Source organism: Kocuria sp. cx-455 (assembly GCF_057707085.1).
This window is the reverse complement of record NZ_JBYIPM010000007.1, coordinates 190,651-216,309: the sequence shown is the minus strand read 5'-3', so window position 1 is coordinate 216,309 and position 25,659 is coordinate 190,651. Positions and strand designations below refer to the sequence as shown.

The following is a 25,659-nucleotide window of genomic DNA, read 5'->3' as shown; positions in this document are numbered from 1 at the left end:
AGCCAGCGGCCTGTGCGTGTCGGTGTGGTGTGGTGGGATGTCTTGTGAACGCCCCGCAGACAGCGCGCGACGGCGCTCCGCCCATCCGTTGCTTCCCACCCGCCCGTTCGAGGTGATCTCCGTGCTTGGCTCACACCCTGCGCCCTACGAGCGCGTATATGTGTTCCACGGCAGCGCGTGCACGCAATTACTGGGCGCGGACCGATTGGTCACGGCCGTGCAGAAGCTTCTGGCCGCCGCCGGGGTGGACCCGCATGTCTCCCCGGCCGTCCACACGGACATTGTCCCGCGACCGTACACGAACGAGGCGTTGCAGGATCCCCTCCTGGACGCGCCCGCGGGTTGGCTGCGCTCCCACACCAGCGTCATGGAACTTTCCGTCCAACTGCCCATGCAGAGTTTCTGGGATCGCATCAGCGCCGGAAGCTGGGCCACGTGGTCCGAGAAATGGCCCGCCCCCGTGGACGGTCCGTTGTTCCCACCGAGCAGCCCGGACTGGTTGACCCGCGCACCGCGCTGGGAATTGGACCCGCTGGCGCCGGCCCTGGGTCCTGCCGCGCCGGGGGGCTGGGTCTGGTCGCCCCGTGCCGGGGGCGATTCGGAGGGTGGCTTCGACCACCCGGAAGAATTGCCCCTTCGGGGAGAGCCCTCGGCGGGGCAGGCTGGAACAACCGGGGGCGCTCAACCAGTGTCCTGGGTGGGTTTGTTCCAGCTCACCGATGTCGAGTCCTTCTGGGTGCTGAGCACCCCCGACCGATTGGATCACGTGGTTGAGCTGTGCGAACAGCTCAGCAGCACCCACTCGGCCTTCACCTGGCTGACCGGATATTTCGATACCCAGGACGTCCTGGGGTCGCTGCGATTGCCCATGGAATGCGCTCCTGAGCTGGAATTCGCGCTGACCGAGCGCGGTTACGCCGTGGATGTCTGGTGGTGAGCGCCTAGAAGTGTTCCGCGCAGCGCTGGAGGAGGGTCGCTGCGGCGGGTCGGGCATCCCATTCCTCATGCCACAGTGAGCGCATGACCGCTTTGGACACCGCCTGCGGAGTGATTCCCAGCTGAGCCGCGACGTCCTTCTGCTGTCCCCTCGCCCCCGGAATCAGTAGGTCGACCACGCGCCATTCGGCCTCACTGCGGACACTCACGATGCGCCCCACGAGCTTGAGCACCGCCTGCGCCTCGGCCGCGGACTGCTGGTCCGCGGCGCACACGCGCACCGCCACGCGTTCGATGCTGCGCCCGATGGCTGCGGCCTCGTGGCCGTAGTGCATTCCTGCTCCGTCCGCGGCGACCGCCAATCGGCCCTGCGGGTCGGTCACGCGTGTCAGGAACACCTCACCCACGCCAATGGCCACCGCATAACGATCATCGCGCAGGGCAATCATGGTGGCGCTCACGGCTGCCTCGGGGTCCTCGGTCAGCCCTCGGACCTCGCCCGGCCCGGTGGGTTGGAACGGCGCGCTCGTGGTCAGATCTCCCAACTCGCGCGTGAGCTGACGATCCAGCTCGGAGCTGGGCCGGGACCTGTCCGCCACGCGCTGAGTCAATGTCATCACAAACACGTTCTCAGTATCGCAGTTCGCGCGCGCGTTTTATGCGGCGGCACCGCGGCCGGGAGCGGTGTCCGACTCTAGAGCAGGGTCCGCAGGATGCGGGCGGCCCCGTCCTCATACACGGTGGTGGTGACCTCGTGGCACACCTTGGCCACCTCGTCCGGGGCCTGGCCCATGGCCACGCCTCGGGCCGCCCAATCGAGCATTTCAATGTCGTTGCGGCCGTCGCCCATGGCAATCGTATGAGCGGGGTCCACGTTCAGCTGACGCCGGATCTGCTCCAGGGCGCTGGCCTTGGACACCCCGTTGGCCGCCACGTCCAACCACGAGGACCATCCCACGGAGTAGGTCACTCCGTGCAGACCGGCCTCATCGATCACCTTGGCGAACTCCTCTGGGGTGTCATTGGCGCTGTAAACAACCAGGCGCACCGCGGGTGTTTCGGCCAGCGTCTTCAGATCCACGCCAATGGCTTCAATGCCGAAGGACGAGTCCTGGAACCGTTCGGTCGAGTAGAACCGTCCGTCCGTACCCTCGAGTGCGAACTTGGCGCCGGGCAGTTTGTTCGCCAGGGCCCCCAGCGCGGACGAGGGGTCGAAGCTCACGCGATCCACCACTTCGTAGTGGTTCTCGAGCTGCGGATCCAGCCGCAGCGTGATGCCACCGTTGGAGCACACGGCGAACCCGGACTCCATGTGCACCTGGCGGATCACGGGAAGTGTCGCCCCCATGGAACGGCCGGTCGAGATCACCACGTGGTGACCCGCCGCGACCACCGCGCGGGCGGTGTCCTTCACGGCGCGTGACATTTTGCCGTCGTGGTCCACCAGGGTGCCGTCGACATCCAGGGCGACGAGGTATTTGACCCCCTTCTCCTTGGTCCACGAGCCCACGCGTACGGGTTGAACCTTGGTGGGGGGAAGCGTATCCGCCGCTGATTTCAGTTGTTCTTGCTGCCGGTCATCGATGCCGGCCTGTGTTTGAGTCATAACAGTCATGGTGTCACACCACCAGCATCCGATGACACGACGCAGACCACACGGTTAAGGGCGCATGAACTCCCCGGCGCCCTAGTTCACCGGGCGCATCACGTCCTGACCGCGCATGTAGGGCCGCAGAATGTCAGGGATCACCACGGATCCGTCCCGCTGTTGGTGCGTCTCGAGGATCGCGACGATCCAGCGCGTGGTCGCCAACGTGCCGTTCAGGGTGGCCACGGCGCGTGTACCGGCCTTCCTGGGTTTACCGTCAGCACCCGTGGTTTCCGGCAGCCGCTCACGAATGTTCAGGCGGCGGGCCTGGTAGGTGGTGCAGTTGGACGTGGAGGTCAGCTCACGGTAGCGGCCCTGAGTGGGAACCCAGGCCTCGCAGTCGAACTTACGGGCCGCGGAGGTGCCCAGGTCACCGGCGGCGGTGTCGATCACACGGTAGCTGAGCCCGCATGCCTGCAGCATGTGCTCTTCCCAGGCCAACAGCCGCTCATGCTCTGCGGCGGCCTGATCCTGGGTGCAGTAGACGAACATTTCCAGTTTGTTGAACTGGTGCACGCGGATGATGCCTCGGGTGTCCTTTCCGCCTGAACCGGCTTCGCGGCGGTAGCACGAGGACCACCCGGCATAGCGCAGCGGACCGTCCGAGAGATCCAGGATCTCGTCCATGTGATAGCCGGCCAGGGCCACCTCGGAGGTGCCGACCAGGTACAGGTCGTCCTTTTCCACACGGTAGATCTCGTCATCGTGTTCCACGTCGAAGCCGGTGCCGCTCATGACCTCCGGACGCACCAGGTTGGGCGTGGTCATGGGAATGAAACCGTTGTCCAGCGCCAGGTCCTGGGCCGCGAGCAGCAGCGCGTTCTCCAGGCGAGCGATATCCCGCTTGAGGAAGTAGAACCGGGACCCGGAGACCTTGGCCCCGCGCTCCATGTCGATCCCGTCGAGCAGTTCGGCGATTTCCACATGGTCCCTGGGCTCGAAACCCTCGGCTCCGAAATCTCGCGGCGTGCCCTCGGTGCGCAGCACCGTGAAGTCTTCCTCGCCCCCGGAAGGTACACCCTCTTCCACCAGATTGGGCAGCTGAGCGAGCAGTGCCTGCTGAGTCTGCTGAGCGGCGTCGGCGGTGGCCTGGGTGGCCTTCACCTCCGCCGCGAGCTGCTTGACCTGGGTGAGCAATTGCTGCTTTTCCTCGCCCTGCGCCTTGGCGACCTTCTTGCCGAACGCATTCTGCTCCGCGCGGAGGTTTTCGAACTCCGTGATGGCCGTGCGGCGCTGGGCGTCCGCGTCAAGAATTCGATCCACCAGGCTCTCGTCCGCCTCACGGGCGTTCTGGGAAGCACGGAACAGGTCGGGGTGGGCGCGTAGCTCATTGATATCGATCACCGTTCCAGGGTAGCGAACGGGGCAGACCAACGCGGAACCCGCCGCCGCACGTGGCTCACGCCAAGCCGGCGACCGTAGACTGCCCCAGTAAACAGGTGAGTGTTGTTCCTACCGAGAAAGACTTCCGTGCGCACCAATTCTCTGGTGCCGCAGCGAGTTGCTGTGGTGCTCAACCCGATCAAGCTCCAAGCCGATGAAGCCCGCGACGCCGTGATCCTGGCGTGCCGCAAGGGAGGCTGGTCCGATCCCGAGTTCTACCTCACGGAGGAAGACGACTCCGGATACTCCATGGCCCGGCGCGCCATCGAGGACGACGCAGATGTGGTCATTGCCGCCGGCGGCGACGGCACGGTGCGCGCCGTGGCCGAAACGCTGGCCGGGACCGACACCGCCCTGGGGCTCGTTCCCCTGGGCACCGGGAACCTGCTGGCCCGCAATTTGGGCGCGAATCTGGCCGATCCGCGCCATTGCGTGGACGTGGCCCTGTTCGGTTCCGAGAAATCCATTGACACGGTGTCCTTCAACGTGGAACGCGAGGACGGCACCACGGACAAGAACCGTTTCCTGGTCATGGGCGGCGGCGGTTTCGACGCCCAGATCATGGCGGACACCAAGGACGACCTCAAGGACATGGTCGGCTGGGTTGCTTACGGCGAGGCCGGTGCCCGCCACCTCTTCAACCGCCCCGGTTGGGCCCGCTTCCGGGTGGACGGCGGCGAATGGGAATCCACGCGCGCCCGCTCGGTGATGGTGTGCAACTGCGGTGAGCTCACCGGTGGCATGGTCCTGGTTCCGGATGCCAAATTGGACGACGGTGTTCTGGACCTGGTGGTCATGAGCCCCCGCAGCATGCTCGGTTGGGGCCGGATGGCCGCCAAGGTCCTTCTGCGCCACACCCACGACCTACCCGTCATCGACTTCCATCGCGGCAAGCACGTGCGCGTGGAATTCTGGGACGCCACGGAATCCCAAATCGATGGCGACACGCTGGGCAAGATCACGGCCTTCGAGTCCGAGGTGTTCCCCGGCTCCGTGCGGGTGCGCGTGGCCCCGTCCATGGCGGACTTGGATGAACCCGAGGTCCCCGTCATCGACGCCGCGGATCCGGACAAGATCTGACGCTTACGCTCCCGCGATCCGAGCGCCGCGAAAGACGCCGCCACATTCCCCGCTTCTGGCACCCGCACCGGGGCCGGAAAATGAGGGGACGCGGCGGCGTCGTCAGCAGTGGACTCGGAGGCTAGGCGGCACCGGCCAGGCCGAAGATCACGGCGGCGATCGTGAAGCCCACCACACCGATGATGGTTTCCAGGACCGTCCAGGTCGCGAACGTGGTCTTGACGTCCATTTCCAGGAAGCGACCCACCAGCCAGAAGCCGGAATCGTTCACGTGGGACAGCACCACGGAACCCGCGGCCACGGCAACCACCACGGCGGCCAGCTGCACGGCGTTGTAGTCGCCGGCGAGCACCGCGGGAGCCACCAGGCCGGCCGCGGTGGTCAGCGCCACGGTGGCCGAGCCCTGTGCCACGCGCATGACGGCGGCAATGATGAAGCCGGCCAGGATCACGGGGATACCCACGTCGGACAGCACATTCTCCAGTGCGTCGCCGATGCCCGAGGTACGTAGCACCCCGCCGAACATGCCGCCGGCGCCGGTGATCAGGATGACCGAGCAGACCGGCCCGAGCGCCGATTCGAAGGTCTTCTCAATGGCCGATCCGCTCATGCCGCGAACCTTGCCAATGGTCAGAGCAGCAATGATGAGAGTGATCGTCAGCGCAATGGGGGTCTCACCCAGGGCACGCAGTAACTCGTACCAGCCCTGACCCGCGGCCTCTTCCGACACCGCGCCGGAGTTGGCCAGGGTACCCAAGCCGGTGTTGAGGAAGATCAACAGCATGGGCAGCAACAGAAGGGTCACGACCAGGCCGACCGCCGGCGGGTTCTTCACGTTCTCGGCCTCGCCCAGAATGCTGGGTACCGGGAGGTTGATCCTGCGCCCCGTGAACTTGCCGAACAGGTAGGACGAGAGGTACCAGGACGGGATGGCACACACCAGGCCGACCAGGATGATGTACCCGACGTTCGCTTCGAAGAAGGTGGCGGCGGTCACCGGACCCGGGTGGGGCGGCAGGAACACGTGCATCACGGAAAACGCGCCCACGGCCGGCAGCGCGTAGGTCAACACGCTTCCACCCAGGCGGCGTGCCACGGAGAAGACGACCGGGAGCATGACCACCAGGCCGGCATCGAAGAAGATCGGGAAGCCGAACAGCAAGGACGCCACACCCAGGGCGAGCGGGGCGCGCTTTTCACCGAAGATTCCGATGAGCCTGTCGGCGAGCACCTGAGCACCCCCGGAGGTTTCGAGCAAACGGCCGAGCATCGCGCCCAGACCCACGAGCAGCGCCACGCTGGCCAGGGTGTTGCCAAAGCCGTAAAGCAGCACCGGAACGACTTCACCGGTGGGAATGCCCGTGGCGAAAGCGGTCAGCGCGGAAATGACAATGAGTGCGAGGAACGCGTGAACTCGCAGTTTGATAATGAGCACCAACAACACGGCGATTGCCGCGGCCGCGATCAACAGCAATGGGCCCGCTGTGAGGGTTTGACTCCAGCCTTCAATTTCCACGGGGTAATTGTCCTCTCAGGTGGTCGACCCAGGAACGGGCCTGAACAAATGCGGCATCCGAGTGCTGTTTGGAAACCTCGATGACTCGCTGATCCGCTCGCGGATAAGATCCCAGGAAACGAGTGCGCGGGCACATGCGCCGCACGCCCATCAATGCGTCTGCCACACGGGCATCATGGATATGACCGTCGACGTCCACGCTGAAGAAGTAGTCGCCCAGGTGGCTTCCGGTGGGCCGGGATTCAATCCGGGACAGGTTCACCCCGCGAGTGGCGAACTGCTCAAGGATCTCCATGAGCGCTCCGGCACGATCCTGCCACAGTGGAATCACCACGGACGTCTTATCCGCGCCGGTGGGTTTGGGGATGGTGGCGTCGGGGCTGGCCGCCACGATGAAACGGGTCACGGCATTGCGGTTGTCGCCAATGTTGTCGGCCAGAACGGTGAGTTCGGGGTGCCGATCGACCACCACGGGCGAACATACCGCGGCGTCGTAGCCGACACCCTCGGAACGGGTGCCGCCGTGACCGTCCAGGAAGGCCACCGCGGAGGCCGCCGTGGAGGATGCCGCAACATATTCAACACCGGGAATATTTTGTTCGACCCACCCGCGGATCTGGGCCCACGCGTGGCTATGAGTGGAAATGGATCGAATCTGACCCAGCGGCCGCTCACCCGGCGCCACCAGCGTGAACTGGATGGGAACCAAAATCTCCTGGAGGATGCGCAGCTCGGAGCCCGACGCGACGTCGTCGAGTGTGGCCGTCACGCCACCCTCGACCGAATTCTCGATGGGTACCACCGCGGCGTCCACGACACCCTCACGAACGGCCGCTAGAGCGGACGGAACGGACGCCATGGGAATCCGTTCGGACTCTCGCGCGCCGGGGACCTGCATCAGCGCCGCTTCGGTAAAAGTGCCCTCCGGGCCCAGGAAAGCGAACCGACGCGGGTGTGGCCCCGAATCCGCAGTGGGACCCGAGGCCACGCCGGAATGTGCCGCGTTCACAGGACGCGGGGAGTTTCGCCGTTTTCGGAAACCAGGGGCTTCTCGGCATCCGCCCACGCACCCATACCTCCCAGCACGTTGACGGGATCGAACCCGTACTGCGCGAGGTAGGCCGTGGCCTTCAGCGAACGACCACCGGAGCGGCAGATCACGTAGACATCCTCGTCCACCGGCACTTCACCGGTGCGCTCGGCCAGTTGGGACAGCGGCAGGTGCTGGGCGCCGCGGATGTGCCCGGCATCCCATTCGTCCTGCTCGCGCACGTCCAGGACGGGTGCGCCCTCGGGGATGTCGTCAACGGACGCGGACGGCAAATTGTTCACGTTGTCCATGGTTCCTCCGGATTCAGAAATGGAATTTCGGTCCACTACCACCTTAACGCTGCTGCTGGTCCAGCGGCTCTTCGTCGTGTGTTGCGGCCGGGCCCAGGTCGGGCAGGCCTTTCTTGGCCACGTGACGTTCGGACACGCCGTATCCAATGGTCGTGCCCACCACGAGCGCCACGCCCGCGAGCAGGCTGTAGTACCAATGCGGGTTACTGAAGTCGAACATGATGTACAGCGTCACAGCGATCAGGAACGCCAGGCAGAGGTAGTTGGTGACCGGGGCGCCGGGCATCCGGAACGTGACCGCGTGCGCCTCCCCGCGGGCCACCTTGCGGCGGTAGCCCAGGTGGGAGACGAAGATGGAGATCCAGCCGAACAGGATGAACACGGCGCACGCGCTCAACACCACCTCGAACGCGGATGCGGCCCCCAATGCGTAAATCAGGACAATGCCCAGCAGGTAGAAGCCCAACAGGCAGATGAGCGCGCCGGACGGTACGCCGCGTTTGGACACGGTGGCCGTGACGCGGGGCGCTTGGCTGTGGGCGGCCAGGTTGCGGAGCAGCCGGACGCACGCGTAGAGGGTCGCGTTCACACCGGAGATGGCTGCGGTGAGGACCACGAAGTTCATGACACCGGCGAGCGCGGGAATGTTCAGCGACCCGAGGGCGGTCACAAAGGGCGACTCGTTGCCGGAGTACTGCTCCGTGGGCAACAGCATGGACAGCACCAGGATGGAGCCGATGTAGAACAGCGCAAGTCGCAGTACCACGGAGTTGATGGCTCGCGGCATGGAGCGCTCGGGGTCCTTGGCCTCACCGGCGGAGACACCCACGATTTCAATCGCGGAGAAGGAGAAGACCACGCCGGACATCACGATCACCAGGGCGAGTGCACCGCCGGGCGCGAAGCCCTCCGACCACAGGTTGGCCACGGAGGCCGCGGTGGGGGCGTTGAAGATGTCGCCGGCCACCACCAGAATGATGCCCGCCACCAGGAACAGCAGGATGGCGAGCACCTTGATCATGGCGGCCCAGGTCTCGATGAAGCCGTACAGCTTCACGCTGAGGAGATTACAGCCGACTATCACGAGCGCCGCCACCAATGATGGGATCCACCCGGGGATCTCCGGCCACCAGAACTGGACGTACACGGCGAGCGCTGCGATCTCACCCACGCCGGCCACCGCGGACAGCACCACGTAGCTCCAGCCGGTCATGTACGCGAACCGGTTGGACACGAACTCGCGCGCGTAGGAGACCCACGCGCCGGTGGTCGGGCGGTAAATGACCATTTCACCCAGCGCGCGCATCAGCAGGTACACGACCACGGAAACGACCAGGTAGGACAGCACCAAGGCGGGGCCGGCGGTCGCCAGACGCTGCCCGATGCCGAGGAACAGCCCCACGCCAATGGCGCCGCCAATGGCGATCATTTGGATTTGGAAGTGCCCCAGTGACTTCTTGTACCCCTCGTCACCGCGGTCTTCATACGTTGGCATGGGCCCCGTGGCGGGCTCCGTCGGATCGAAGGCCATGAGCTTCTCCTGTTCGTGGGATGATGCGTCATATTGCGCCCAGCGGGGGCAATACAGGGCGGGCAAGTGACAGGTGGTCTCCGGCGGGGGACGATGGAACGACCCCGCCGCCGTTCACGGCCGGCACGAGAAAAGGACGGTAAGAGACTTCATGGCTCTGGACGTGATCTTCACCAACGGCACAATCTACACTCAGGATCCGGATCATCCCCTGGCGCACAGCCTGGGAGTGCACCAGGGAAAAGTCGTGAGCCTGGACGATCAGCTTTCCCCCGATCTTTTCGACCGCGTGGTGGATCTGAAGGGTGCCGCCGTGGTCCCCGGTTTCAACGATGCCCACTGCCACCTGAGCTTTCTGGGCGAGTCCCTGGTTCAGCTGGATCTCCGCCCGTCCGCGATCTCCACCATGGACGATCTGATCGGCGCAGTGCGTGACGCAGCCGCCGGTGCCGAGCCCGGCGAATGGGTCATGGGTCAGGGTTATGACCAGAACTACCTGGACGGTGTGCACCCCACAGCGGCCGCACTGGATGAGGCCAGCCCGGAGAACCCGGTGTGGCTGTGGCACAACTCGCGACACATGGCCGTGGTGAACACTGCGGCGTTCGAGCGCGCCGGGTACCCCGGTCGCCGGGGTTTCACGGTTCCCGTTGGTGGTGAGGTGCCCCTCGATGAAGACGGCGCCGCCCAGGGCCTGTTGTCGGAAACCGCTCGCGGTCTGGTCCAGGAGGCCCTCCCGGTCAAGACCACCGACGTCGTGGCGGACCAGATCGCGGCCGCGTGCGACGCCGCTCTGGCCGCCGGCATCACCTCCGTCACCGAGCCCGGTCTGGGTTCACCCGCGAACCTCGGGCAGTCCTTCACGGACATTGCCGCGTATCAACTGGCCAGGGACCAGGGGCGGCTACGTGTGCGCGCCACCGTGATGCCCTACCTCACTACGCTGCACCCCATTGACCCCAGCGGGCAGGACGTGGCCAACGACTTACCCGAAGAGGAGCAACCCTTCGGCCTGGATCTGGGCATCCGCTCGGGCCTGGGCGATGACTGGTTCCGGATCGGCGCGGTCAAAGTGCTCTCGGACGGTTCCCTGATCGGCCGTTCGGCCTTCATGACCGAGGGTTACGCCGCGGACGCGGAGAACGGGGTGGACAACGTCGGGCTGCTGCAATTCCCCCGGGAGTGGCTGGAGGGCCGTCTGATGGCCGCGCACAAGAACGGTTGGCAATTGGCCGTGCACGCCATCGGCGACGGCGCCGTGGACGTGGTGCTGGACATCTTCGAAAAAGCACACAACGAGTTCCCCCGCGAGGACGCCCGCCACCGCATCGAGCATTTCGGTGTGGCCAGTGACGAGCAGGTGGCCCGCTCCGCACGGTTGGGTGTGGTTCCGGTGCCCCAGGGTCGCTTTGTCAATGAACTCGGCGACGGCATGGCCAAGGCACTCGGTGCGAAGCGCACCCGCCTGTGCTACCGCATGAAGTCCCTCCTCGAGGCGGGCATGGTGACTCCGGCTTCCACGGACGCGCCGGTGGTGGATTACCCGCCGCTGTACAACATTCACGACATGGTCAACCGCCGCACCGCGTCCGGCGCCCAGTTCGTGCCGGAAGAGTGCATCACGGTGGACCAAGCAGTGCACGCATACACCGTGGGCAGCGCCTACGCGTCCCACCAGGACCAGGTGAAGGGCGCGCTGAGCGCGGGCAAACTCGCGGACTTCGTGGTGCTATCCGATGACATCTACGCCATCGACCCGCAGACCATCAAGGACGTGCAGGTCACGGCCACGGTGGTGGGTGGCGACATCATGTACGGAGACCTGTAACGGATCGGCACCCCCGTTGCGAGCGCTAACGCTCGTTGAATCCAGTCACCGCTCTTCCGGACCTCGACGAGTCCGGGCCCACACCAGGAGGTAGTAATGACCGAACAGTCAGCCGGCCATCTCATTGTCGACTCGCTCAAGCACCACGGTGTGGAACGTGTGTTCTCCGTGCCCGGTGAAAGCTACTTGGACGTGCTCGACGGCCTGTACGACTCAGGGATCGAGAACGTGGTGTGCCGTCAGGAGGGCGGCGCCCTGTACATGGCGGAGGCCGTGGGCAAGGCCACCGGCCTGCCGGGCGTCGCCATGGTGACCCGCGGGCCCGGCGCGTCCAATGCCTTCGTGGGAATCCACCTTGCGTGGCAGGACTCCACTCCCCTGGTGCTGTTCGTGGGGTTGATCCCGGTGGGCCACCGCATGAAGGAAGCGTTTCAGGATGTGGACCCGTACGCGTGGTTCGGTACCCAGACCAAGCGCGTGTTCGTGCTCGACGAGGCCGAGCGTGCTTCCGAGGTCGTTGCGGAGGCGTTCTTCGCCGCGACGTCGGGCCGTCCCGGGCCCGTGGTGGTAGGCCTTCCCGAGGACGTCATCACCGAGCTGGTGGACCGTCCGGTGGTGTCGCCCATCCCCGTGACCGAGGGTTCCGTGAGCGATCAGGAACTGGCCGACCTCACGCACGCTTTTTCCACCGCTGAGCGCCCCGCCTTGTTGCTCGGCGGCCCCCGCTGGAGTGGCGTGGCCTCCCAGCAGGTCACCGCATTTGCCGAGAGGAACGGTATTCCGGTGATCTCCGATTGGCGCGCCGCGGACCGTATCCCGGGCAACTCCCCCGTCAACGCGGGCGAGCTCGGGTACCGTCGCACCGAGGAATCGGTGGCCGTCCTGAAAGACGCCGACCTGTTGGTTCTCGTGGGCGGCACCCTCTCCGACATCCCCACCGACGGTTTCACCGTCCGCCAGGAACCGGATGCCATCAACTGGATCGTCAACATCGACGCTTCGCTGCGTCAGCACTCCGGTGCGGTCACCCGCCAGATCCTGGCATCCCCCGTGGCCTTCGGCCGAGCCGTGGCGGACCTCGATCTGGGCGAGCACCCGGACTGGGCCTCATGGCGTGACCCCGCGGTGACCGCTCACCATCAGATCTGCCGCATCCCCGGCAACACCGGCACCAACGCGGAGGGCACCGCCGACATGACCCTGGTCATGGCAGAGGTCCTCAAGCGCATGCCCGAGGACGCCCAAATGACGTTCGGTTCGGGTAACCACACGGCGTGGGGGCACCGGTACTTCCCGAACTCCTTCTATCCGTCCCAGTTCTCCGTGCGCAACGGCACGATGGGCTACTCGGTTCCCGCGGCCGTGGCGCTGTCGCTTGCGGACAAGGACCGCTTTGTCTTCTCGATCGCCGGCGACGGCGAATTCCTCATGAACAGCCAGGAGCTGGCCACGGCCAAGCAATTCGGTGCGCACCCCTTGATCCTGGTCATGGACAACTCTCAGTTCGGTACCATCCGGTCCCATCAGGAGGCTCGTTACCCGGGCCGGATCTCCGGCACGCAGCTGGAGAACCCCGACTTCGGCGTCCTGGCTGAGGGTTACGGCGGGTACGGTGCCCGCCTGGACAACAACGGCGACATCGAGCGAGTCATCGGTGAAGCCATGACGGCCGTACAGGAGGACCGCGTCCCCGCCGTGGTGCACGTGGTGGTCGACCGTTCCAAGGTCATGCCGGGCGTCTGAGCCCGCACGGTGTGCCCGAGCCCAGCTCCGCTAGGATCGGACATCGACCTTTGCCCGCCACGTAACGGTTCGTCTCCAGGAGTTCCACGGATGTTTCGTTTGTTCCACAACGCCACGGTCCACGCCATGAACCCGGCCACGGGGTGGACGCCCCGGGCCACGTGGCTCACCCGCGACATGCCCCACCCGGATGCCATCCTCACCTCCGAGGACCGCATCGTGGCCGTGGGCGCTTATCGGGACCTCAAGGACAGGGCGCCCATGGGTACGGAGCGCATCGACCTCGAGGGTCGATACGTACTGCCGGGGATGGGCGACGGACACATTCATTCCGCCATTTACTCGCGGTCCATCACGGAACCGGACATGCGGGCCTGCGCATCGCTGCGGGATGCGTTGGAGCTGCTGAAACCGTTCGTGGATCGGGCCCGCCAGGACAAGTCGAAGACGTGGATCTTCGGCGGCCAGTGGAACGCCAATGGCTGGGACGTCCCGGTGTTCCCGGACAAGCACAGTTTGGACAGCATCTGTCCGGATATCCCCATGGCTCTGGGGTCGCTGGATTGGCACACGTTATGGCTCAACTCCAGGGCCCTCGAGACCCTGGGGCTGGACCGCAACGTCAAGGACCCGGACGGCGGCACCTACGAGCGCGACGAACACGGGGAGCTGACCGGCATCATTCGTGAAGCCGCGGGCATCCCCATTCGTGACGGTCTGATGCAGTCGGATGTCTCCGGCAACATCGATGATTACCTTCCCGCGGGCCAGCGTGAGTTGCTCAAGAGAGGTATCACCTCTATTCACGACATCGACGGCGCCGATTGCCTCTCCGCCTATCAAAAGCTCCGCGAGCGCGGTGAGCTCGATATTCGCGTTCACAAAATCTTGCGCCAGGAACAGATCCTGGACTTCATCGACCGCGGCGTCCGCACTGCCTCGGGAGACGAATGGATTTCCATGGGCCCGCTCAAGCTCTTCGCGGACGGCGCTCTGGGTTCACACACGTGCCACATGTCGGATCCTTGGCCGGGCACGGCGGATCATGGCATGGCCGTGACCACCCGGGACGAATTGGATCATTGGATTCACCTGGCAGCGAGCGCCGGCATTGCCACCGCGGTGCATGCGATCGGTGACCAGGCCGCCACCGAGGTGTTGGACGCCTTTGAGGCCCACCAGGCCACGTCGCGGGTGTTCGGGTTGCGTCAGCGAATCGAGCACGCCCAGTACATCAAGCGCAGTGATGTCCCGCGGTTCCGTCAGCTGGGTGTTACCGCGTCCATGCAGCCCATGCACTGCACCGCGGACCTTCCCCTGAATGACTTCCTGGCGGATCGTGATCTGGTCGCCTACGGCTGGAACAGTCTGCGAGCCGCCGGCGCCGAACTTGTCTTCGGTTCGGACGCGCCGGTCGAGGATCCCAATCCGTTCCAGGGCATCCACGCGGCCATTACGCGCTCCCGCCACGGAGATGCGGTGGACGGCTGGCAGCCGCAGGAAACCGTGTCCCGGCCGGAGGCCGTGTACTACTACACCCACGCCGTGGCGCGCGCCTCCTATGAGGAGAACCGCAAGGGCTGCTTGGCGCCGGGTATGCTCGCGGACTTCGTGGTGGTGGATCGGGACGTGTTCTCCGAGGACGACCGCGCGGTCAAGGACACCGTGGTCCAAGCCACCGTTGTGGGCGCCCGGGTCCGCTACCGGCGCGGGGTCAACTGAGGTGCAACCGGGGTGAGATGAATTTCTGACCCACGTGGCCCTCGGTATCCAGAACCCAGCCCATGCGTTTGATGGGCCGCAGCGAGACCACCGTTTCCTGAATGTCCATGCCCGGGACCGCGGACTGGATGGCCCGTTCGGCCTCCAGAATATCCCCCACGGAACGAAGCCACATGACCACCATGAGGTTGGCGCGCCCGGTGATGGACGTGACGACGCGAGTGCGCGGATCCCGGTTGAGAGCCTCCGCGGCGGCCTCGTGCTGGTTCGCGTCCAGGCGGGCGAACCATTGGGCTGTGATGGGCATCCCGGAGAACCGCTGGATCAGGTCGCAACGAATGGACAACAACTGCGAGGCCAGGACCTTGTGCAGGTAACGGCGGGCGGTGGCCGGGTGCAGTCCCGTGGTGCGGGCGATCTCGGCCGCACTTGCGCGACCGTCGAGCATGAGTGCCTCGATCACGGGGCGGTGATCCTCGCTGAGCGGCGTACTACTGACCGGCAACGATTCCCGTTCGGCCCTCGCCCACGCCTGCGCCGCCCGTCGCTGCTCGTCGCTGAGCCTGTTCAAGCGCCACTCGTCACCGGCGCGGTGAAGTTTGGTGGAGATCATGTTGTGGATCTTCACGACACCCTGGACCCGGGAGATTTTTTCCTCGGTGATGCGTGACAGCGATTGCAGATCCCGACTGACCACTGTGAGACCGAGATCCGGCTCGCGACCGAAAGCATCCACGGAAAGTACCTCGGGCATGGCCACGAGTTCTCTCACGACACGTTCCCACTGCTGGGTGCCACACGAGACCTCCTGAAAGGACAGGAGATTCCTGGGGTCGTTGAGATTGACCTGAGCCGTGATCCAGGCCGCCCCGGAGCTGCGCAGTTTCTCCCACCGCCCGGCCAGAGTGGTGGGGTGGGCGTCCAAGATCTCGGCGGCTTCACCCCACGTGATTCTGGGGGCCCACTGCAGCAAGCTGATGAGCTCCAGGTCCTGATCGGACAGCTCAGCCTTGGCCTGGCCGTTGCTTGACATGGATCTCCCTCCGTGTGTGGTGGCCGACATGATTCTACTAAGGTTCACGTGCCAACGACGCCGCCCCCGCACCGTGGTGGGTGCGGGGGCGGTTTTCATCTGCCTACCGTTCGCAAACGGCCAACCCTGCGTTACTTCTTGGCGGGCGTGTGCAGCAGCTTCTTGTTGGCGAACTCCTCGATACCGAAGGGGCCCAACTCGCGGCCTACACCGGAGCGCTTGACGCCGCCGAAGGGCAGATCCGGAGCGGTACCGGTGGTCTCGTTGACGAACACCATGCCGGAGTCCACGCGCTTGGCGATGTCCAGAGCCGCGGCCTCGTCGGCGCCGAAAACGGATCCACCCAGGCCGAAGGGCGAGGAGTTGGCGAGCTCAATGGCCTCGTCGGCGTCCTTGACCTTGTAGACCACGGCCACGGGGCCGAAGATCTCCTCGGCGTAGGCGCGCATCTCGGGGGTCACGTCAGCTAGCACGGTGGCTTCCATCCATGCGCCGTCGCGATCGATCTTCTTCCCGCCGGCCAAAACGGAGGCGCCCTTGTCGATGGCGTCCTGGACCTGCTCCATGATCTCGTCACGAGCACCCACGGTGCTGATCGGCCCCAGGAAGGTCTTCTCGTCCGAGGGGTCACCGACCTCGATGCCCTGAACCGCCTGTGAGAATTTCTCCACGAAGGACTCGTAGGCATCCTCCAGCACAATGAAGCGCTTGGAATTGGTGCACGCCTGACCATTGTTGGACATGCGTCCCCTCACCGCGTGCTTCACGGTGCGGTCCAGGTTCTCCCCGTCCAGCACAATGAACGGGTCGGAACCACCCAGCTCCAACACGACCTTCTTGAGGTGCTTGCCCGCGGTGGCTGCCACGGAGGAGCCTGCGCGCTCGGAACCGGTCAGCGACACACCCTGCACGACAGGATCCGGGATCACGATGTCCGCGATCTGATCATTGGACGCAAAGATGTTGATGTAGACGTCCTCCGGGAAGCCCGCCTCGTGGAACAGCTTCTCCTGCACCACGGCGGACTGCGGAACGTTTCCGGCATGCTTGAGCAGAATGGTGTTACCCAGCATCAGGTTGGGGGCCGCGAAACGAGCCACCTGGTAGTAGGGGAAGTTCCAGGGCATGATGCCCAGCAGGGAACCGGTGGATTCCAGGAGCACGCGGGCCTGACCACCCGTGGAGGGTTCCAGGGTGCGGCCTTCCATGAAGCCTTCCGCGTTGTCGGCGTAGTAGTCATAGATTCCGGCAACGAGCATGACTTCACCGGTTGCCTGGGCCTTGGGCTTGCCCATTTCCCCGGTCAAAATCTTGGCGAGCTCTTCCTTGCGCTCGCGGTACAGCTCGGCCAGCTTGTGCATGAGCTGGGCGCGCTCCGAAACGGGGGTGTCGCGCCAGGACTTGTAAGCCTCACCCGAACGCTTAATTGCGTCCCGGATCTCCTGATCCGATGCGGTGGGGAACTCTTCTACGGTTTCGCCAGTGGCGGGATTAACTGTTGTGTAAGCCATACCTCCAGGCTATGCCTCACTCCGGTTTTGGTGAACAGAGTTCACCGAGGGCGAGAGTCCTGCTCCCGCGGTGGAGCGCCCCCCGGCAGTCTTGATACCAAAAGTTTCCTACACGAGGATGATGCTACGAAGACCGAGGTGACGGACCCCCGTCCCCGCTTCGGACGCGGCGCACATTTTCTGGGCCGCCCATCACCACACCAAGGAGCACCGCCATGACCACCGCACCCCTTGACCAGTCCGTATGCAACTGCGAGAACTGCGGACCCAACTGCACGTGCGAGAACTGCACGTGTGAAAACTGCACGTGCGCCCACTGCAATCACGCAGCCTGAAGAAAGAGTTGGCCGAAACCCTATTTCCTGGCGGGGCACCGGTCGCCCGCGACGTCGTCTTCGGCGGCGTCGTCGGCCGCAAGTAGCTGCGCGGTGCCGGCACCGCGCAATGTCGCGGCGAAAAACACCATTGAGTCCTTGGAACGACACAATGAGAACGTCAACTCTCATACTCGTTCGATAGGACTCCTGCATGACGCATTCAGACCAGCGCGGATTCAAAAAAGTCCTTGGTCGGATAGACGCGATCGCCCTGGGGTTCGGGGCCATGATCGGCTTCGGCTGGGTGGTCCTGACCGGTGGCTGGCTCGACGACGCCGGAACGGCGGGCGCCGCGCTGGCCATGGTGGCCGGTGGCGCCATCATGGCGGTGGTCGGACTGGTGTACGGCGAGCTCGTGGCCGCCATGCCGGCGGCCGGCGGTGAACACAACTATCTGCTGCGTGGCATGGGCGCGCGCTGGGCGTTCATCGGCTCGTGGGGAATCACGGTCGGTTACATCACCATTGTGGCGTTCGAAGCGGTGGCCGTCCCGCGGACGGTGCAGTACATTTTCCCGAACCTGAGCCAGATTCCGTTGTGGACCGTGGCTGGATTCGAGGTCAACCTCACGTGGGCCTTGCTCGGGTCGCTGTGCGCCGTGATCATCACGTGGATCAACATCCGCGGCGTGAAGCAGGCCTCCACCGTGCAGATCTTCGTGATCATCTTCCTGGTGCTCGTGGGTCTCATGATGATCTTCGGCGCGTTCTCCGGTGGCTCCGCGCGCAACATGGAACCGTTCTTCCACAACGGCATCGGTGGTTTCTTCCTGGTCCTGGTGGTCGTGCCGTTCTTGTTCGTCGGCTTTGACGTGATCCCACAGGTGTCCGAGGAAATGAACCTGTCCCCCAAGAAACTGGGCGGCACTATCATCACCTCCGTCATGCTCGCGACTGTCTGGTACGCAGCCGTCATTCTCGCCACATCCGCATCGCTTCCCGTTGCGGAACTCGCGGTGGCGGACATCGCCGTGGCGGATGCGATGGGTGCCGTGTTCAATTCCCAGGTCATGGCGAACCTGCTCCTGGCCGGCGGACTGGCGGGCATTCTGACGTCGTGGAACTCTCTGCTCATGGGCGCCTCACGCCTGCTGTGGGCGCTGGGCAACTCCCGTATGCTGCCGCGCTGGTTCGGCAAGATCCACCCCACACACGGGACGCCGGTCAATGCCTTGTTGTTCGTGGGCGCGCTCTCCTTCATTGCACCGTTCTTCGGTGAGCAGATGCTGGGTTGGTTGGTGGACTCGGGCTCGCCCTCCATCGTGATCGCCTATTTGCTGGTCTCGATCGTGTTCGTGATCCTGCGCAAACGCGAGCCTGACATGGAACGCCCCTTCCGCATCGGTGGCCGCGGTAACGGCGGGACAGCCATCGGCATTCTGTCGGTCGTGCTGTGCGCCGGACTGGCACTTCTGTACATCCCCGGCATGCCTGCCGGCTTGGGTGTCGCCCCCTACGTGATCTTCGCTCTCTGGTGGATTCTCGGACTGGTTTTCATGGTCCGCATTCCCCGCGGTATCGAGCCCGGGGCTGACGCCGAACCCCGCCTGGTGGCGGCGGTCGAAACCCGCAAGAAATAAGGCGTGTCACGACTTGCGCCGGGGCATACCATGTACCCAGGGACATTGCGCCCAAGCACCTTCAACTGCCCAGTTCTTCAGATGGAACTGTGAGAGAGGCACAATATGACTAACCAAGAGAACATTTCTGCACTGCTTGAGGGCACTCCCACGGGTCTGCTGATCAACGGCGAATGGCGCGATGCTTCGGACGGCGGCACGTTCGATGTCGAAAACCCCGCCACCGGTGAAGTCCTTGCCACCTTGGCCTCCGCCACCGAGGACGATGCCCGTGCGGCCATGGACGCCGCCGCGAACGCCCAGGAGTCCTGGGCCCGAACCTCCACCCGGGAACGCTCGGACATTCTGATGCGCGCGTACGAGTTGGTGAAAGAGCACACCGAGGAACTCGCGACCCTAATGACCCTGGAAATGGGTAAGCCGCTCAAGGAGTCCCGCGGTGAGGTGGCCTACGCCAACCAGTTCATGCGCTGGTTCGCCGAGGAAGCACCCCGCCACTACGGCCGGTACGCGGACACCCCGGAGGGCAACCTCAAGATGATCGTGACCCACAAGCCCGTGGGCCCGTGCCTCTTGATCACCCCGTGGAACTTCCCGCTGGCCATGGCCACCCGTAAGGTCGCCCCCGCCGTGGCCGCCGGCTGCACCATGATCCTCAAGCCCGCGCGCTTGACCCCGCTGACCTCGCAGTACTTTGCCAAATTGATGATCGAGGCCGGCATTCCCGCCGGCGTCCTCAACGTGGTGTGCTCGGCCTCCGCCTCCAAGGTGTCCGGTCCCATCATGGATGATCCGCGCCTTCGCAAGGTCTCCTTCACCGGCTCCACTCCGGTGGGTAAGCAGCTCATGAAGACCGCTGCGGACCGCGTACTGCGCACCTCCATGGAGCTGGGCGGCAACGGTCCGTTCATCGTCTTCGAGGACGCCGATCTGGACAAGGCCGTCGAGGGTGCCATGGCCGCCAAGATGCGCAACATGGGTGAGGCGTGCACCGCCGCCAACCGTTTCCTGGTGCACGAGTCCGTGGCCGAGGAGTTCTGCAAGAAGTTCGGGGAAAAGCTCGCAGCCCTCAAGACCGGTAACGGTTTGGAAGACGGCACGGACGTTGGCCCGCTGGTCGAGAAGAAGGCTCGCGACGGCGTCGTCGAACTGGTCGAGGACGCCAAGGACAAGGGCGCGACCATCGCCGTGGGTGGCAACGCGGTTGCCGGCGACGGCTACTTCTTCGAGCCCACGCTGATCACCGGCGTGACCGAGGACAGCCGCGTGTTCACCGAGGAGATCTTCGGCCCGGTGGCTCCGGTCATCACCTTCAAGGACGAAGATCACGCAGTTCGGCTGGCCAACTCCACGGAGTACGGCCTGGCGTCCTACGTGTTCACCGAAGACATCTCACGCGCGCTGCGCATTGGTGAGCGCATTGAATACGGCCTGCTGGGCATGAACGTGGGCGTGATTTCCAACGCTGCGGCTCCTTTCGGTGGCGTCAAGGAATCCGGTTTGGGCCGCGAGGGCGGCGCCGAGGGCATTGCCGAGTACACCACCACCCAATACATGGGCCTACCTTCTCCCTGGGCCTGATCCGGGCTCTTAATTCTTGACCTGTGAAAGGACAGCAACACAACTATGGCTGACATCGAATACACGCTGGAGCAGAAGCGTGATCTGAAGACCGCCGTTCCAGGCCCCAAGTCCCGGGAGCTGGCGGAGCGTCGCGGTAATGCAATTGCTTCCGGCGTGGCATCCTCCGTGCCCGCGTACGCGGAGAAACTGGACGGCGGCGTGATCTTGGATGTCGACGGTAACCAGCTGATCGACCTGGGTTCCGGCATCGCCGTGACCTCCGTGGGCGCTTCGGCACCCAAAGTCGTGGAGAACGTCAAGAACGCGGTGGAGAAGTTCACCCACACGTGCTTCATGGTCACTCCCTACGAGGGCTACGTGACACTCGGCGAGAAGATCGCCGAGCTGACTCCGGGGTCCTTCGACAAGCGTGCGGCCCTGTTCAACTCGGGGTCCGAGGCAGTGGAGAACGCGGTCAAGATCGCTCGCACCTACACCAAGCGCAGCGCAGTGGTCGTCTTCGATCACGCGTACCACGGCCGCACCAACCTGACGCTGGCCATGACCTCCAAGGTCATGCCCTACAAGCAGGGTTTCGGGCCGTTCGCGTCCGACGTGTACCGAGTCCCCATGTCCTACCCGTTCCGCGATGCCGACGGCATGACCGGCCAGGAAGCGGCGGAGCGCGCGCTGCTGCTGATCGAGAAGCAGGTCGGCGCGGAGAACGTGGCTGCGGTCGTCATCGAGCCCATCCAAGGTGAGGGTGGCTTCATCGTCCCCGCCGAGGGCTTCCTGCCGACGCTGACCAAGTGGTGCCAGGACAACGGCGCTGTGTTCGTGGCTGACGAGGTCCAGGCCGGCATCGCTCGCACCGGCAAGTGGTTCTCCTCCGAGTGGGAGGGCATCGAGCCCGACCTGGTGACCTTCGCCAAGGGCATCGCCGGCGGTATGCCGCTGTCCGGTGTGGTGGGCCGTGCGGAGATCATGAACTCCGTGCACGGCGGCGGCCTGGGTGGCACCTACGGCGGTAACCCCGTCGCCTGTGCAGCAGCCCTGGGCGCCATTGAGACCATCGAAGAGTGGGGCCTCAACGAGCGCGCCTTGGAGATCGAGAAGATCATCAAGGAAGAGCTGGGCGACCTGGCCGAGTCCTCCCCCATCGTGGGCGAGCTGCGCGGTCGCGGCGCCATGATGGCGCTCGAATTCGTGGAGCCGGGTTCCAAGAAGCCCAACGCTGACGCTGCCAAGCAGATTGCCGCTAAGTGCCTCGAGCAGGGTGTTGTCATCCTGACCTGCGGTACCTTCGGCAACAACGTGCGTTTGCTGCCGCCGCTGGTCATCGACTTCGACCTGCTGCGCGACGGCCTGCGCGTGTTCGCCAAGGCCATTGAAGAGGCTGGCGCCTGATCTGAACTGAACTAGCGCTCTCTCGACGGGCGGTCACCGGTCATCCGGTGGCCGCCCGTTCTTTTTCCCGGCCCCGCCGACGCCGCTCGGCCGCCCCCGCGGTTGAGTGCCCAACGATTTATGGTTCCCTATCCCCTCTTTTCGGCGCGAAAAACGTCATAGGGAACCTTAAATCCACTTCGTGGGTGTGGGAGGGTGGAAGCACCGAGGCTCGTATGCCGAGCCGCACCTGGAGCCCCGAGGAGCACCGTGACGCACTATCCGACACTCACCGAGACGGTCCTGGCATTGCGTAACGGTCAGGTCAGTAGCGAGGACACCGTGAGGTCCTCACTCGAGCGCATCCAGGAACTCAATGAGAGCCTGGGGATGTTCATTCACGTTGACAGCGAAGGTGCCCTGGAACGGGCTCGTGAGGCGGATGAACAACTGGCCGCGGAGGCGTCGGCCTCCACTTACCAGTCCGAGCTTCCCGCGTTGCTGGGCGTGCCCACGTCCTTGAAGGACGGGCACGACGTGGCCGGCATGCCCACGACGTTCGGAAGTCTCATCAGCCGTGGCGATGACGGTAGGTTCCCGATCGCCACGAACTCCGAGCCCCTCGCGCAAACCCTCGAGGCCACCGGGGCGGTGATGCTGGGGAAAACGCAGGTTCCGGAGTTCCTGCTCAATTGCTATTCCGAGAACAGGGTATTTCCGCCGGCGCGTAATCCCCATTCACTGCGGCACAGCCCGGGTGGTTCGTCCGGAGGTCAGGCGGCGGCCGTGGCCTCCGGGGTGCTGGCTGGTGCCATTGGCTCCGACGGCGGCGGTTCCGTCCGAATTCCGGCTGCCGCGTGTGGCCTGATCGGACTCAAACCCAATCGCGGACGCGTGCCGAGCAGCGATGCCCTGAACAATGTGGGGCAGCTGGGTGTCAACGGCCCCATCACCCGCACCGCTTTGGACGCGGCCCTCCTGATGGACGTGCTGTGTTCCACACCGGGTCACACCGCCATCGACCGGCCGGTGAGTGCCGTACCGGAGCGCTCCTTCACGTCCGTGGTGAGCCGCGCGTTGGCCGGGGACGCCCCGTGGGGTGACCGGCCGCTGCGGATCGGGGTGTCGACGGCGTCTCCTTTCGAGGGAACCTACGACATCACGGTATCGCCCGAGGCGCAGCTGGCGCTGACCGAGGGGGTTCGTCAATTGCAAGCGTTGGGACACCACGTCGAGGATGCCGACATCAGCTACGCGCCGGGGTACGCGGACTCGTTCTTCAAGCTGTGGACGACCGCGGTGGGGCAGGTCCCGTTGGCGGCGGGGCAGGAGTCCCAGCTCACCGGTCTGGCACGGCATTTCCGTTCCGCGGCGCTGGATCGCTCGGCGGTGGATCTGGCGGACGCCGTGAGCGCCATCCGGGCCTTCGAGGCGGACACCATTGCCCAATATGCCTCCTACGACATGATTCTCACGCCCGCCCTGGCCATGCCGCCGCGGCCCATCGGATGGTTCTTCGAGGGCTATGACATGGCCGATCCGGAGGGCGCCGAGCGTGACTACATGAGGCAGTGCCAGTACACCCCGTACACCTCGTTCATCAACGTGGTGGGGCTCCCGGCGATCAGCGTTCCCACCGTGTGGACGCAGCCGGAATCCGGCGACTACCCCGCACAGGTGCCCATGGGGGTGCAACTGGTGGGAGCGGCGTCGTCCGAGGCGTGGCTGCTGGCCCTGGCCGCGCAACTGGAACCGCCCACGGACCCGCCCGCCGCGTGAGCGCCACCGAACGGAACATTGCGTCGCGTCGCTGACGAGCGGGGGTTTCCCGAGTAGGTTTGGGGTATGGCGAACCGTGCGGGCACCGTAGCCCAACCCAGTGACCTTGTGGACATCGATCAGCTGATCGCGGCGTATTTCGACCGCGTACCTGACACCGGTAATCCCGATCAGCGAGTGGCGTTCGGCACGTCCGGGCACCGCGGATCCTCACTCAAGACGTCGTTCAACGACACCCATATCGCGGCCATCACGCAGGCGATCGTGGAGTACCGCGCGGAGCAGGGCATTACCGGCCCGCTGTTCATGGGCAAGGACACGCATGCGCTGTCCGGGCCCGCGCAGGACACCGCACTCGAGGTGCTGGCGGCCAACGGCGTGAACGTGCTGCTGGATTCGCGCGAGGGTTTCACGCCCACCCCGGCGCTGTCCCACGCGATCATCAAGTACAACGCGTCCGGGGCGGCCGAACAGGCGGACGGCATTGTCATCACCCCGTCCCACAACCCACCCGCCGACGGCGGCTTCAAGTACAACCCTCCACACGGTGGCCCCGCGGATTCGGACGCCACCGAGTGGATCGCCGCGCGCGCCAATGAGCTCATGGAGGCCGGGCTCGACGGCGTGCAGCGCGTCTCGCACGACGCCGCCCAAGCCGCGGCGACCACCGGCAGCTACGATTTCCTGGATTCCTACGTTTCGGATCTGCCGTCCATCATCGACCTGGACGTGATTGCGGAATCCGGTCTGCACATTGGGGCGGATCCCATGGGTTCTGCATCCGTGGCGTACTGGGAGGAGATCAGTAAGCGGTTCGGACTGAACCTCACCGTGGTCAACCCCGAGGTGGACCCCCAGTGGGCGTTCATGACCCTGGACTGGGACGAGAAGATCCGCATGGATTGCTCTTCCCCCAACGCCATGGCCTCGTTGATCGGCAACCGCGACAAGTACGACATCGCGACTGGTAATGACGCGGACACGGACCGGCACGGCATTGTGACCCCGGATGCCGGGCTCATGAACCCCAACCATTACCTGGCCGTGGCCATTGATTACCTGTACCGCAACCGTTCGGGCTGGTCCCAGGACGCCGGTGTGGGCAAGACGCTGGTGTCGTCGTCGATCATCGACCGCGTTGCCGAGTCGCTGGGGCGGCGACTTGTCGAGGTGCCCGTAGGCTTCAAGTGGTTCGTTCCGGGCCTGATGGACGGCTCCATTGGCTTCGGTGGTGAGGAGTCTGCGGGTGCTTCGTTCCTGCGTATGGACGGCTCCACGTGGACGACCGACAAGGACGGCATCATCCTGGCCCTGCTGGCCGCGGAAATCACGGCGCGCACGGGCAAGACCCCATCCCAGCGCTACGCGGAGCTGACCGAGGAGTTCGGGGACCCGGTATATGAGCGCATCGACGCCCCGGCCAACCGCGAGCAGAAGGCCGCCCTGAAGAAGCTCTCCGCGGAGCAGGTCACCGCGGACACCCTGGCCGGGGAACCCATTACCGCCAAGCTCACGGAGGCCCCCGGCAACGGCGCGGCGGTGGGCGGCTTGAAGGTCACCACCGAGAGCGCCTGGTTCGCTGCCCGGCCTTCCGGCACCGAGGACGTCTACAAGATCTACGCTGAGTCCTTCAATGGCGCCGAGCACCTGGCGCAGGTGCAGCAGGAGGCCAAGGCGCTGGTGGATTCGGTGATCGGGTAGGG

The 25,659-nt window shown here is 65.0% G+C and carries 19 protein-coding genes; 10 read left to right on the top strand and 9 right to left on the bottom strand.

Annotation, left to right across the window (positions count from 1 at the left end):
- The first annotated feature begins 37 nt into the window (after nt 1-37).
- On the top strand, nt 38-937 hold the full coding sequence (locus tag AC3ENJ_RS11895; RefSeq protein WP_223841388.1) for a hypothetical protein: 900 nt from the start codon (nt 38-40) through the stop codon (nt 935-937).
- Between the two features lie 4 nt (nt 938-941).
- Here AC3ENJ_RS11895 and AC3ENJ_RS11890 read toward each other — a convergent pair whose 3' ends face one another.
- From AC3ENJ_RS11890 to serS, 3 genes are all read right to left on the bottom strand, one after another.
- Nucleotides 942-1,553, bottom strand: a complete 612-nt coding sequence (locus tag AC3ENJ_RS11890; protein WP_223841389.1) for a hypothetical protein — start codon at nt 1,551-1,553, stop codon at nt 942-944.
- Nucleotides 1,554-1,630: 77 nt separating this feature from the next.
- Nucleotides 1,631-2,542: an HAD family hydrolase gene (locus AC3ENJ_RS11885; protein ID WP_190781923.1), complete on the bottom strand. Its 912-nt coding sequence runs from the start codon at nt 2,540-2,542 to the stop codon at nt 1,631-1,633.
- 81 nt (nt 2,543-2,623) lie between these two features.
- Nucleotides 2,624-3,928: a serine--tRNA ligase gene (gene serS / locus AC3ENJ_RS11880; RefSeq protein WP_431814212.1), complete on the bottom strand. Its 1,305-nt coding sequence runs from the start codon at nt 3,926-3,928 to the stop codon at nt 2,624-2,626.
- 126 nt (nt 3,929-4,054) lie between these two features.
- Between serS and AC3ENJ_RS11875 the strand changes: the two genes are divergently transcribed.
- Nucleotides 4,055-5,047 carry a diacylglycerol/lipid kinase family protein gene (locus tag AC3ENJ_RS11875; RefSeq protein WP_190781925.1) on the top strand — a complete coding sequence of 331 codons (993 nt, stop codon included), beginning with the start codon at nt 4,055-4,057 and terminating at the stop codon, nt 5,045-5,047.
- Nucleotides 5,048-5,168: 121 nt separating this feature from the next.
- Here AC3ENJ_RS11875 and AC3ENJ_RS11870 read toward each other — a convergent pair whose 3' ends face one another.
- From AC3ENJ_RS11870 to AC3ENJ_RS11855, 4 genes are read right to left on the bottom strand one after another with little or no spacing between them, the layout of a single operon-like run.
- Nucleotides 5,169-6,563, bottom strand: a complete 1,395-nt coding sequence (locus AC3ENJ_RS11870) for a GntP family permease (protein ID WP_431814211.1) — start codon at nt 6,561-6,563, stop codon at nt 5,169-5,171.
- Entirely contained in the window at nt 6,553-7,572 is a 1,020-nt protein-coding gene (pheA, locus tag AC3ENJ_RS11865; protein WP_190781927.1) for a prephenate dehydratase, read from the bottom strand. Before pheA ends, AC3ENJ_RS11870 begins: the two co-directional genes overlap by 11 nt.
- Complete coding sequence (locus AC3ENJ_RS11860; RefSeq protein ID WP_190781928.1) at nt 7,569-7,904, bottom strand: rhodanese-like domain-containing protein; 336 nt, start codon at nt 7,902-7,904, stop codon at nt 7,569-7,571. Before AC3ENJ_RS11860 ends, pheA begins: the two co-directional genes overlap by 4 nt.
- Nucleotides 7,905-7,947: 43 nt before the next feature.
- A complete protein-coding gene (locus AC3ENJ_RS11855; RefSeq protein ID WP_431814210.1) occupies nt 7,948-9,435 on the bottom strand; it encodes an amino acid permease in 1,488 nt (495 codons plus the stop codon).
- Nucleotides 9,436-9,586: 151 nt separating this feature from the next.
- Here AC3ENJ_RS11855 and AC3ENJ_RS11850 point away from each other — a divergent pair, with 151 nt between their 5' ends.
- From AC3ENJ_RS11850 to AC3ENJ_RS11840, 3 genes are all read left to right on the top strand, one after another.
- A complete protein-coding gene (locus AC3ENJ_RS11850) occupies nt 9,587-11,263 on the top strand; it encodes an amidohydrolase (protein WP_431814209.1) in 1,677 nt (558 codons plus the stop codon).
- 96 nt (nt 11,264-11,359) lie between these two features.
- Complete coding sequence (locus AC3ENJ_RS11845) at nt 11,360-13,006, top strand: thiamine pyrophosphate-dependent enzyme (RefSeq protein ID WP_431814208.1); 1,647 nt, start codon at nt 11,360-11,362, stop codon at nt 13,004-13,006.
- Nucleotides 13,007-13,096: 90 nt separating this feature from the next.
- Nucleotides 13,097-14,728 carry an amidohydrolase gene (locus AC3ENJ_RS11840; RefSeq protein ID WP_431814207.1) on the top strand — a complete coding sequence of 544 codons (1,632 nt, stop codon included), beginning with the start codon at nt 13,097-13,099 and terminating at the stop codon, nt 14,726-14,728.
- On the opposite strand, the gene AC3ENJ_RS11835 is transcribed toward AC3ENJ_RS11840, so the two are convergent.
- A complete protein-coding gene (locus AC3ENJ_RS11835; RefSeq protein WP_431814206.1) occupies nt 14,721-15,761 on the bottom strand; it encodes an Lrp/AsnC family transcriptional regulator in 1,041 nt (346 codons plus the stop codon). The genes AC3ENJ_RS11840 and AC3ENJ_RS11835 overlap by 8 nt on opposite strands.
- 131 nt (nt 15,762-15,892) lie before the next feature.
- Nucleotides 15,893-17,272 (bottom strand): NAD-dependent succinate-semialdehyde dehydrogenase, encoded by a 1,380-nt coding sequence (locus AC3ENJ_RS11830; protein WP_431814205.1) that lies wholly within the window; start codon nt 17,270-17,272, stop codon nt 15,893-15,895.
- A gap of 528 nt (nt 17,273-17,800) precedes the next feature.
- Between AC3ENJ_RS11830 and AC3ENJ_RS11825 the strand changes: the two genes are divergently transcribed.
- The 5 genes from AC3ENJ_RS11825 to pgm all read left to right on the top strand — a co-directional run bounded on the left by AC3ENJ_RS11825 (nt 17,801) and on the right by pgm (nt 25,657).
- Complete coding sequence (locus AC3ENJ_RS11825) at nt 17,801-19,228, top strand: APC family permease (RefSeq protein ID WP_431814204.1); 1,428 nt, start codon at nt 17,801-17,803, stop codon at nt 19,226-19,228.
- A gap of 105 nt (nt 19,229-19,333) precedes the next feature.
- Nucleotides 19,334-20,809 (top strand): NAD-dependent succinate-semialdehyde dehydrogenase, encoded by a 1,476-nt coding sequence (locus AC3ENJ_RS11820; RefSeq protein ID WP_431814203.1) that lies wholly within the window; start codon nt 19,334-19,336, stop codon nt 20,807-20,809.
- A gap of 45 nt (nt 20,810-20,854) precedes the next feature.
- A complete protein-coding gene (gabT, locus tag AC3ENJ_RS11815) occupies nt 20,855-22,198 on the top strand; it encodes a 4-aminobutyrate--2-oxoglutarate transaminase (protein WP_431814202.1) in 1,344 nt (447 codons plus the stop codon).
- A 249-nt stretch (nt 22,199-22,447) separates the two neighbouring features.
- Entirely contained in the window at nt 22,448-23,956 is a 1,509-nt protein-coding gene (locus tag AC3ENJ_RS11810) for an amidase (protein ID WP_431814201.1), read from the top strand.
- A 66-nt stretch (nt 23,957-24,022) separates the two neighbouring features.
- On the top strand, nt 24,023-25,657 hold the full coding sequence (gene pgm / locus AC3ENJ_RS11805; protein WP_431814200.1) for a phosphoglucomutase (alpha-D-glucose-1,6-bisphosphate-dependent): 1,635 nt from the start codon (nt 24,023-24,025) through the stop codon (nt 25,655-25,657).
- Nucleotides 25,658-25,659 lie beyond the last annotated feature (2 nt).

Coding starts and splice junctions, on each gene's coding strand:
- AC3ENJ_RS11895 (WP_223841388.1), top strand. CDS start 38: ATGTCTTGTGAACGCCCCGCAGACAGCGCGCGACGGCGCTCCGCCCAT.
- AC3ENJ_RS11890 (WP_223841389.1), bottom strand. CDS start 1,553: ATGACATTGACTCAGCGCGTGGCGGACAGGTCCCGGCCCAGCTCCGAG.
- AC3ENJ_RS11885 (WP_190781923.1), bottom strand. CDS start 2,542: ATGACTCAAACACAGGCCGGCATCGATGACCGGCAGCAAGAACAACTG.
- AC3ENJ_RS11860 (WP_190781928.1), bottom strand. CDS start 7,904: ATGGACAACGTGAACAATTTGCCGTCCGCGTCCGTTGACGACATCCCC.
- AC3ENJ_RS11855 (WP_431814210.1), bottom strand. CDS start 9,435: ATGGCCTTCGATCCGACGGAGCCCGCCACGGGGCCCATGCCAACGTAT.
- AC3ENJ_RS11850 (WP_431814209.1), top strand. CDS start 9,587: ATGGCTCTGGACGTGATCTTCACCAACGGCACAATCTACACTCAGGAT.
- AC3ENJ_RS11845 (WP_431814208.1), top strand. CDS start 11,360: ATGACCGAACAGTCAGCCGGCCATCTCATTGTCGACTCGCTCAAGCAC.
- AC3ENJ_RS11840 (WP_431814207.1), top strand. CDS start 13,097: ATGTTTCGTTTGTTCCACAACGCCACGGTCCACGCCATGAACCCGGCC.
- AC3ENJ_RS11835 (WP_431814206.1), bottom strand. CDS start 15,761: ATGTCAAGCAACGGCCAGGCCAAGGCTGAGCTGTCCGATCAGGACCTG.
- AC3ENJ_RS11830 (WP_431814205.1), bottom strand. CDS start 17,272: ATGGCTTACACAACAGTTAATCCCGCCACTGGCGAAACCGTAGAAGAG.
- AC3ENJ_RS11825 (WP_431814204.1), top strand. CDS start 17,801: ATGACGCATTCAGACCAGCGCGGATTCAAAAAAGTCCTTGGTCGGATA.
- AC3ENJ_RS11820 (WP_431814203.1), top strand. CDS start 19,334: ATGACTAACCAAGAGAACATTTCTGCACTGCTTGAGGGCACTCCCACG.
- gabT (WP_431814202.1), top strand. CDS start 20,855: ATGGCTGACATCGAATACACGCTGGAGCAGAAGCGTGATCTGAAGACC.
- pgm (WP_431814200.1), top strand. CDS start 24,023: ATGGCGAACCGTGCGGGCACCGTAGCCCAACCCAGTGACCTTGTGGAC.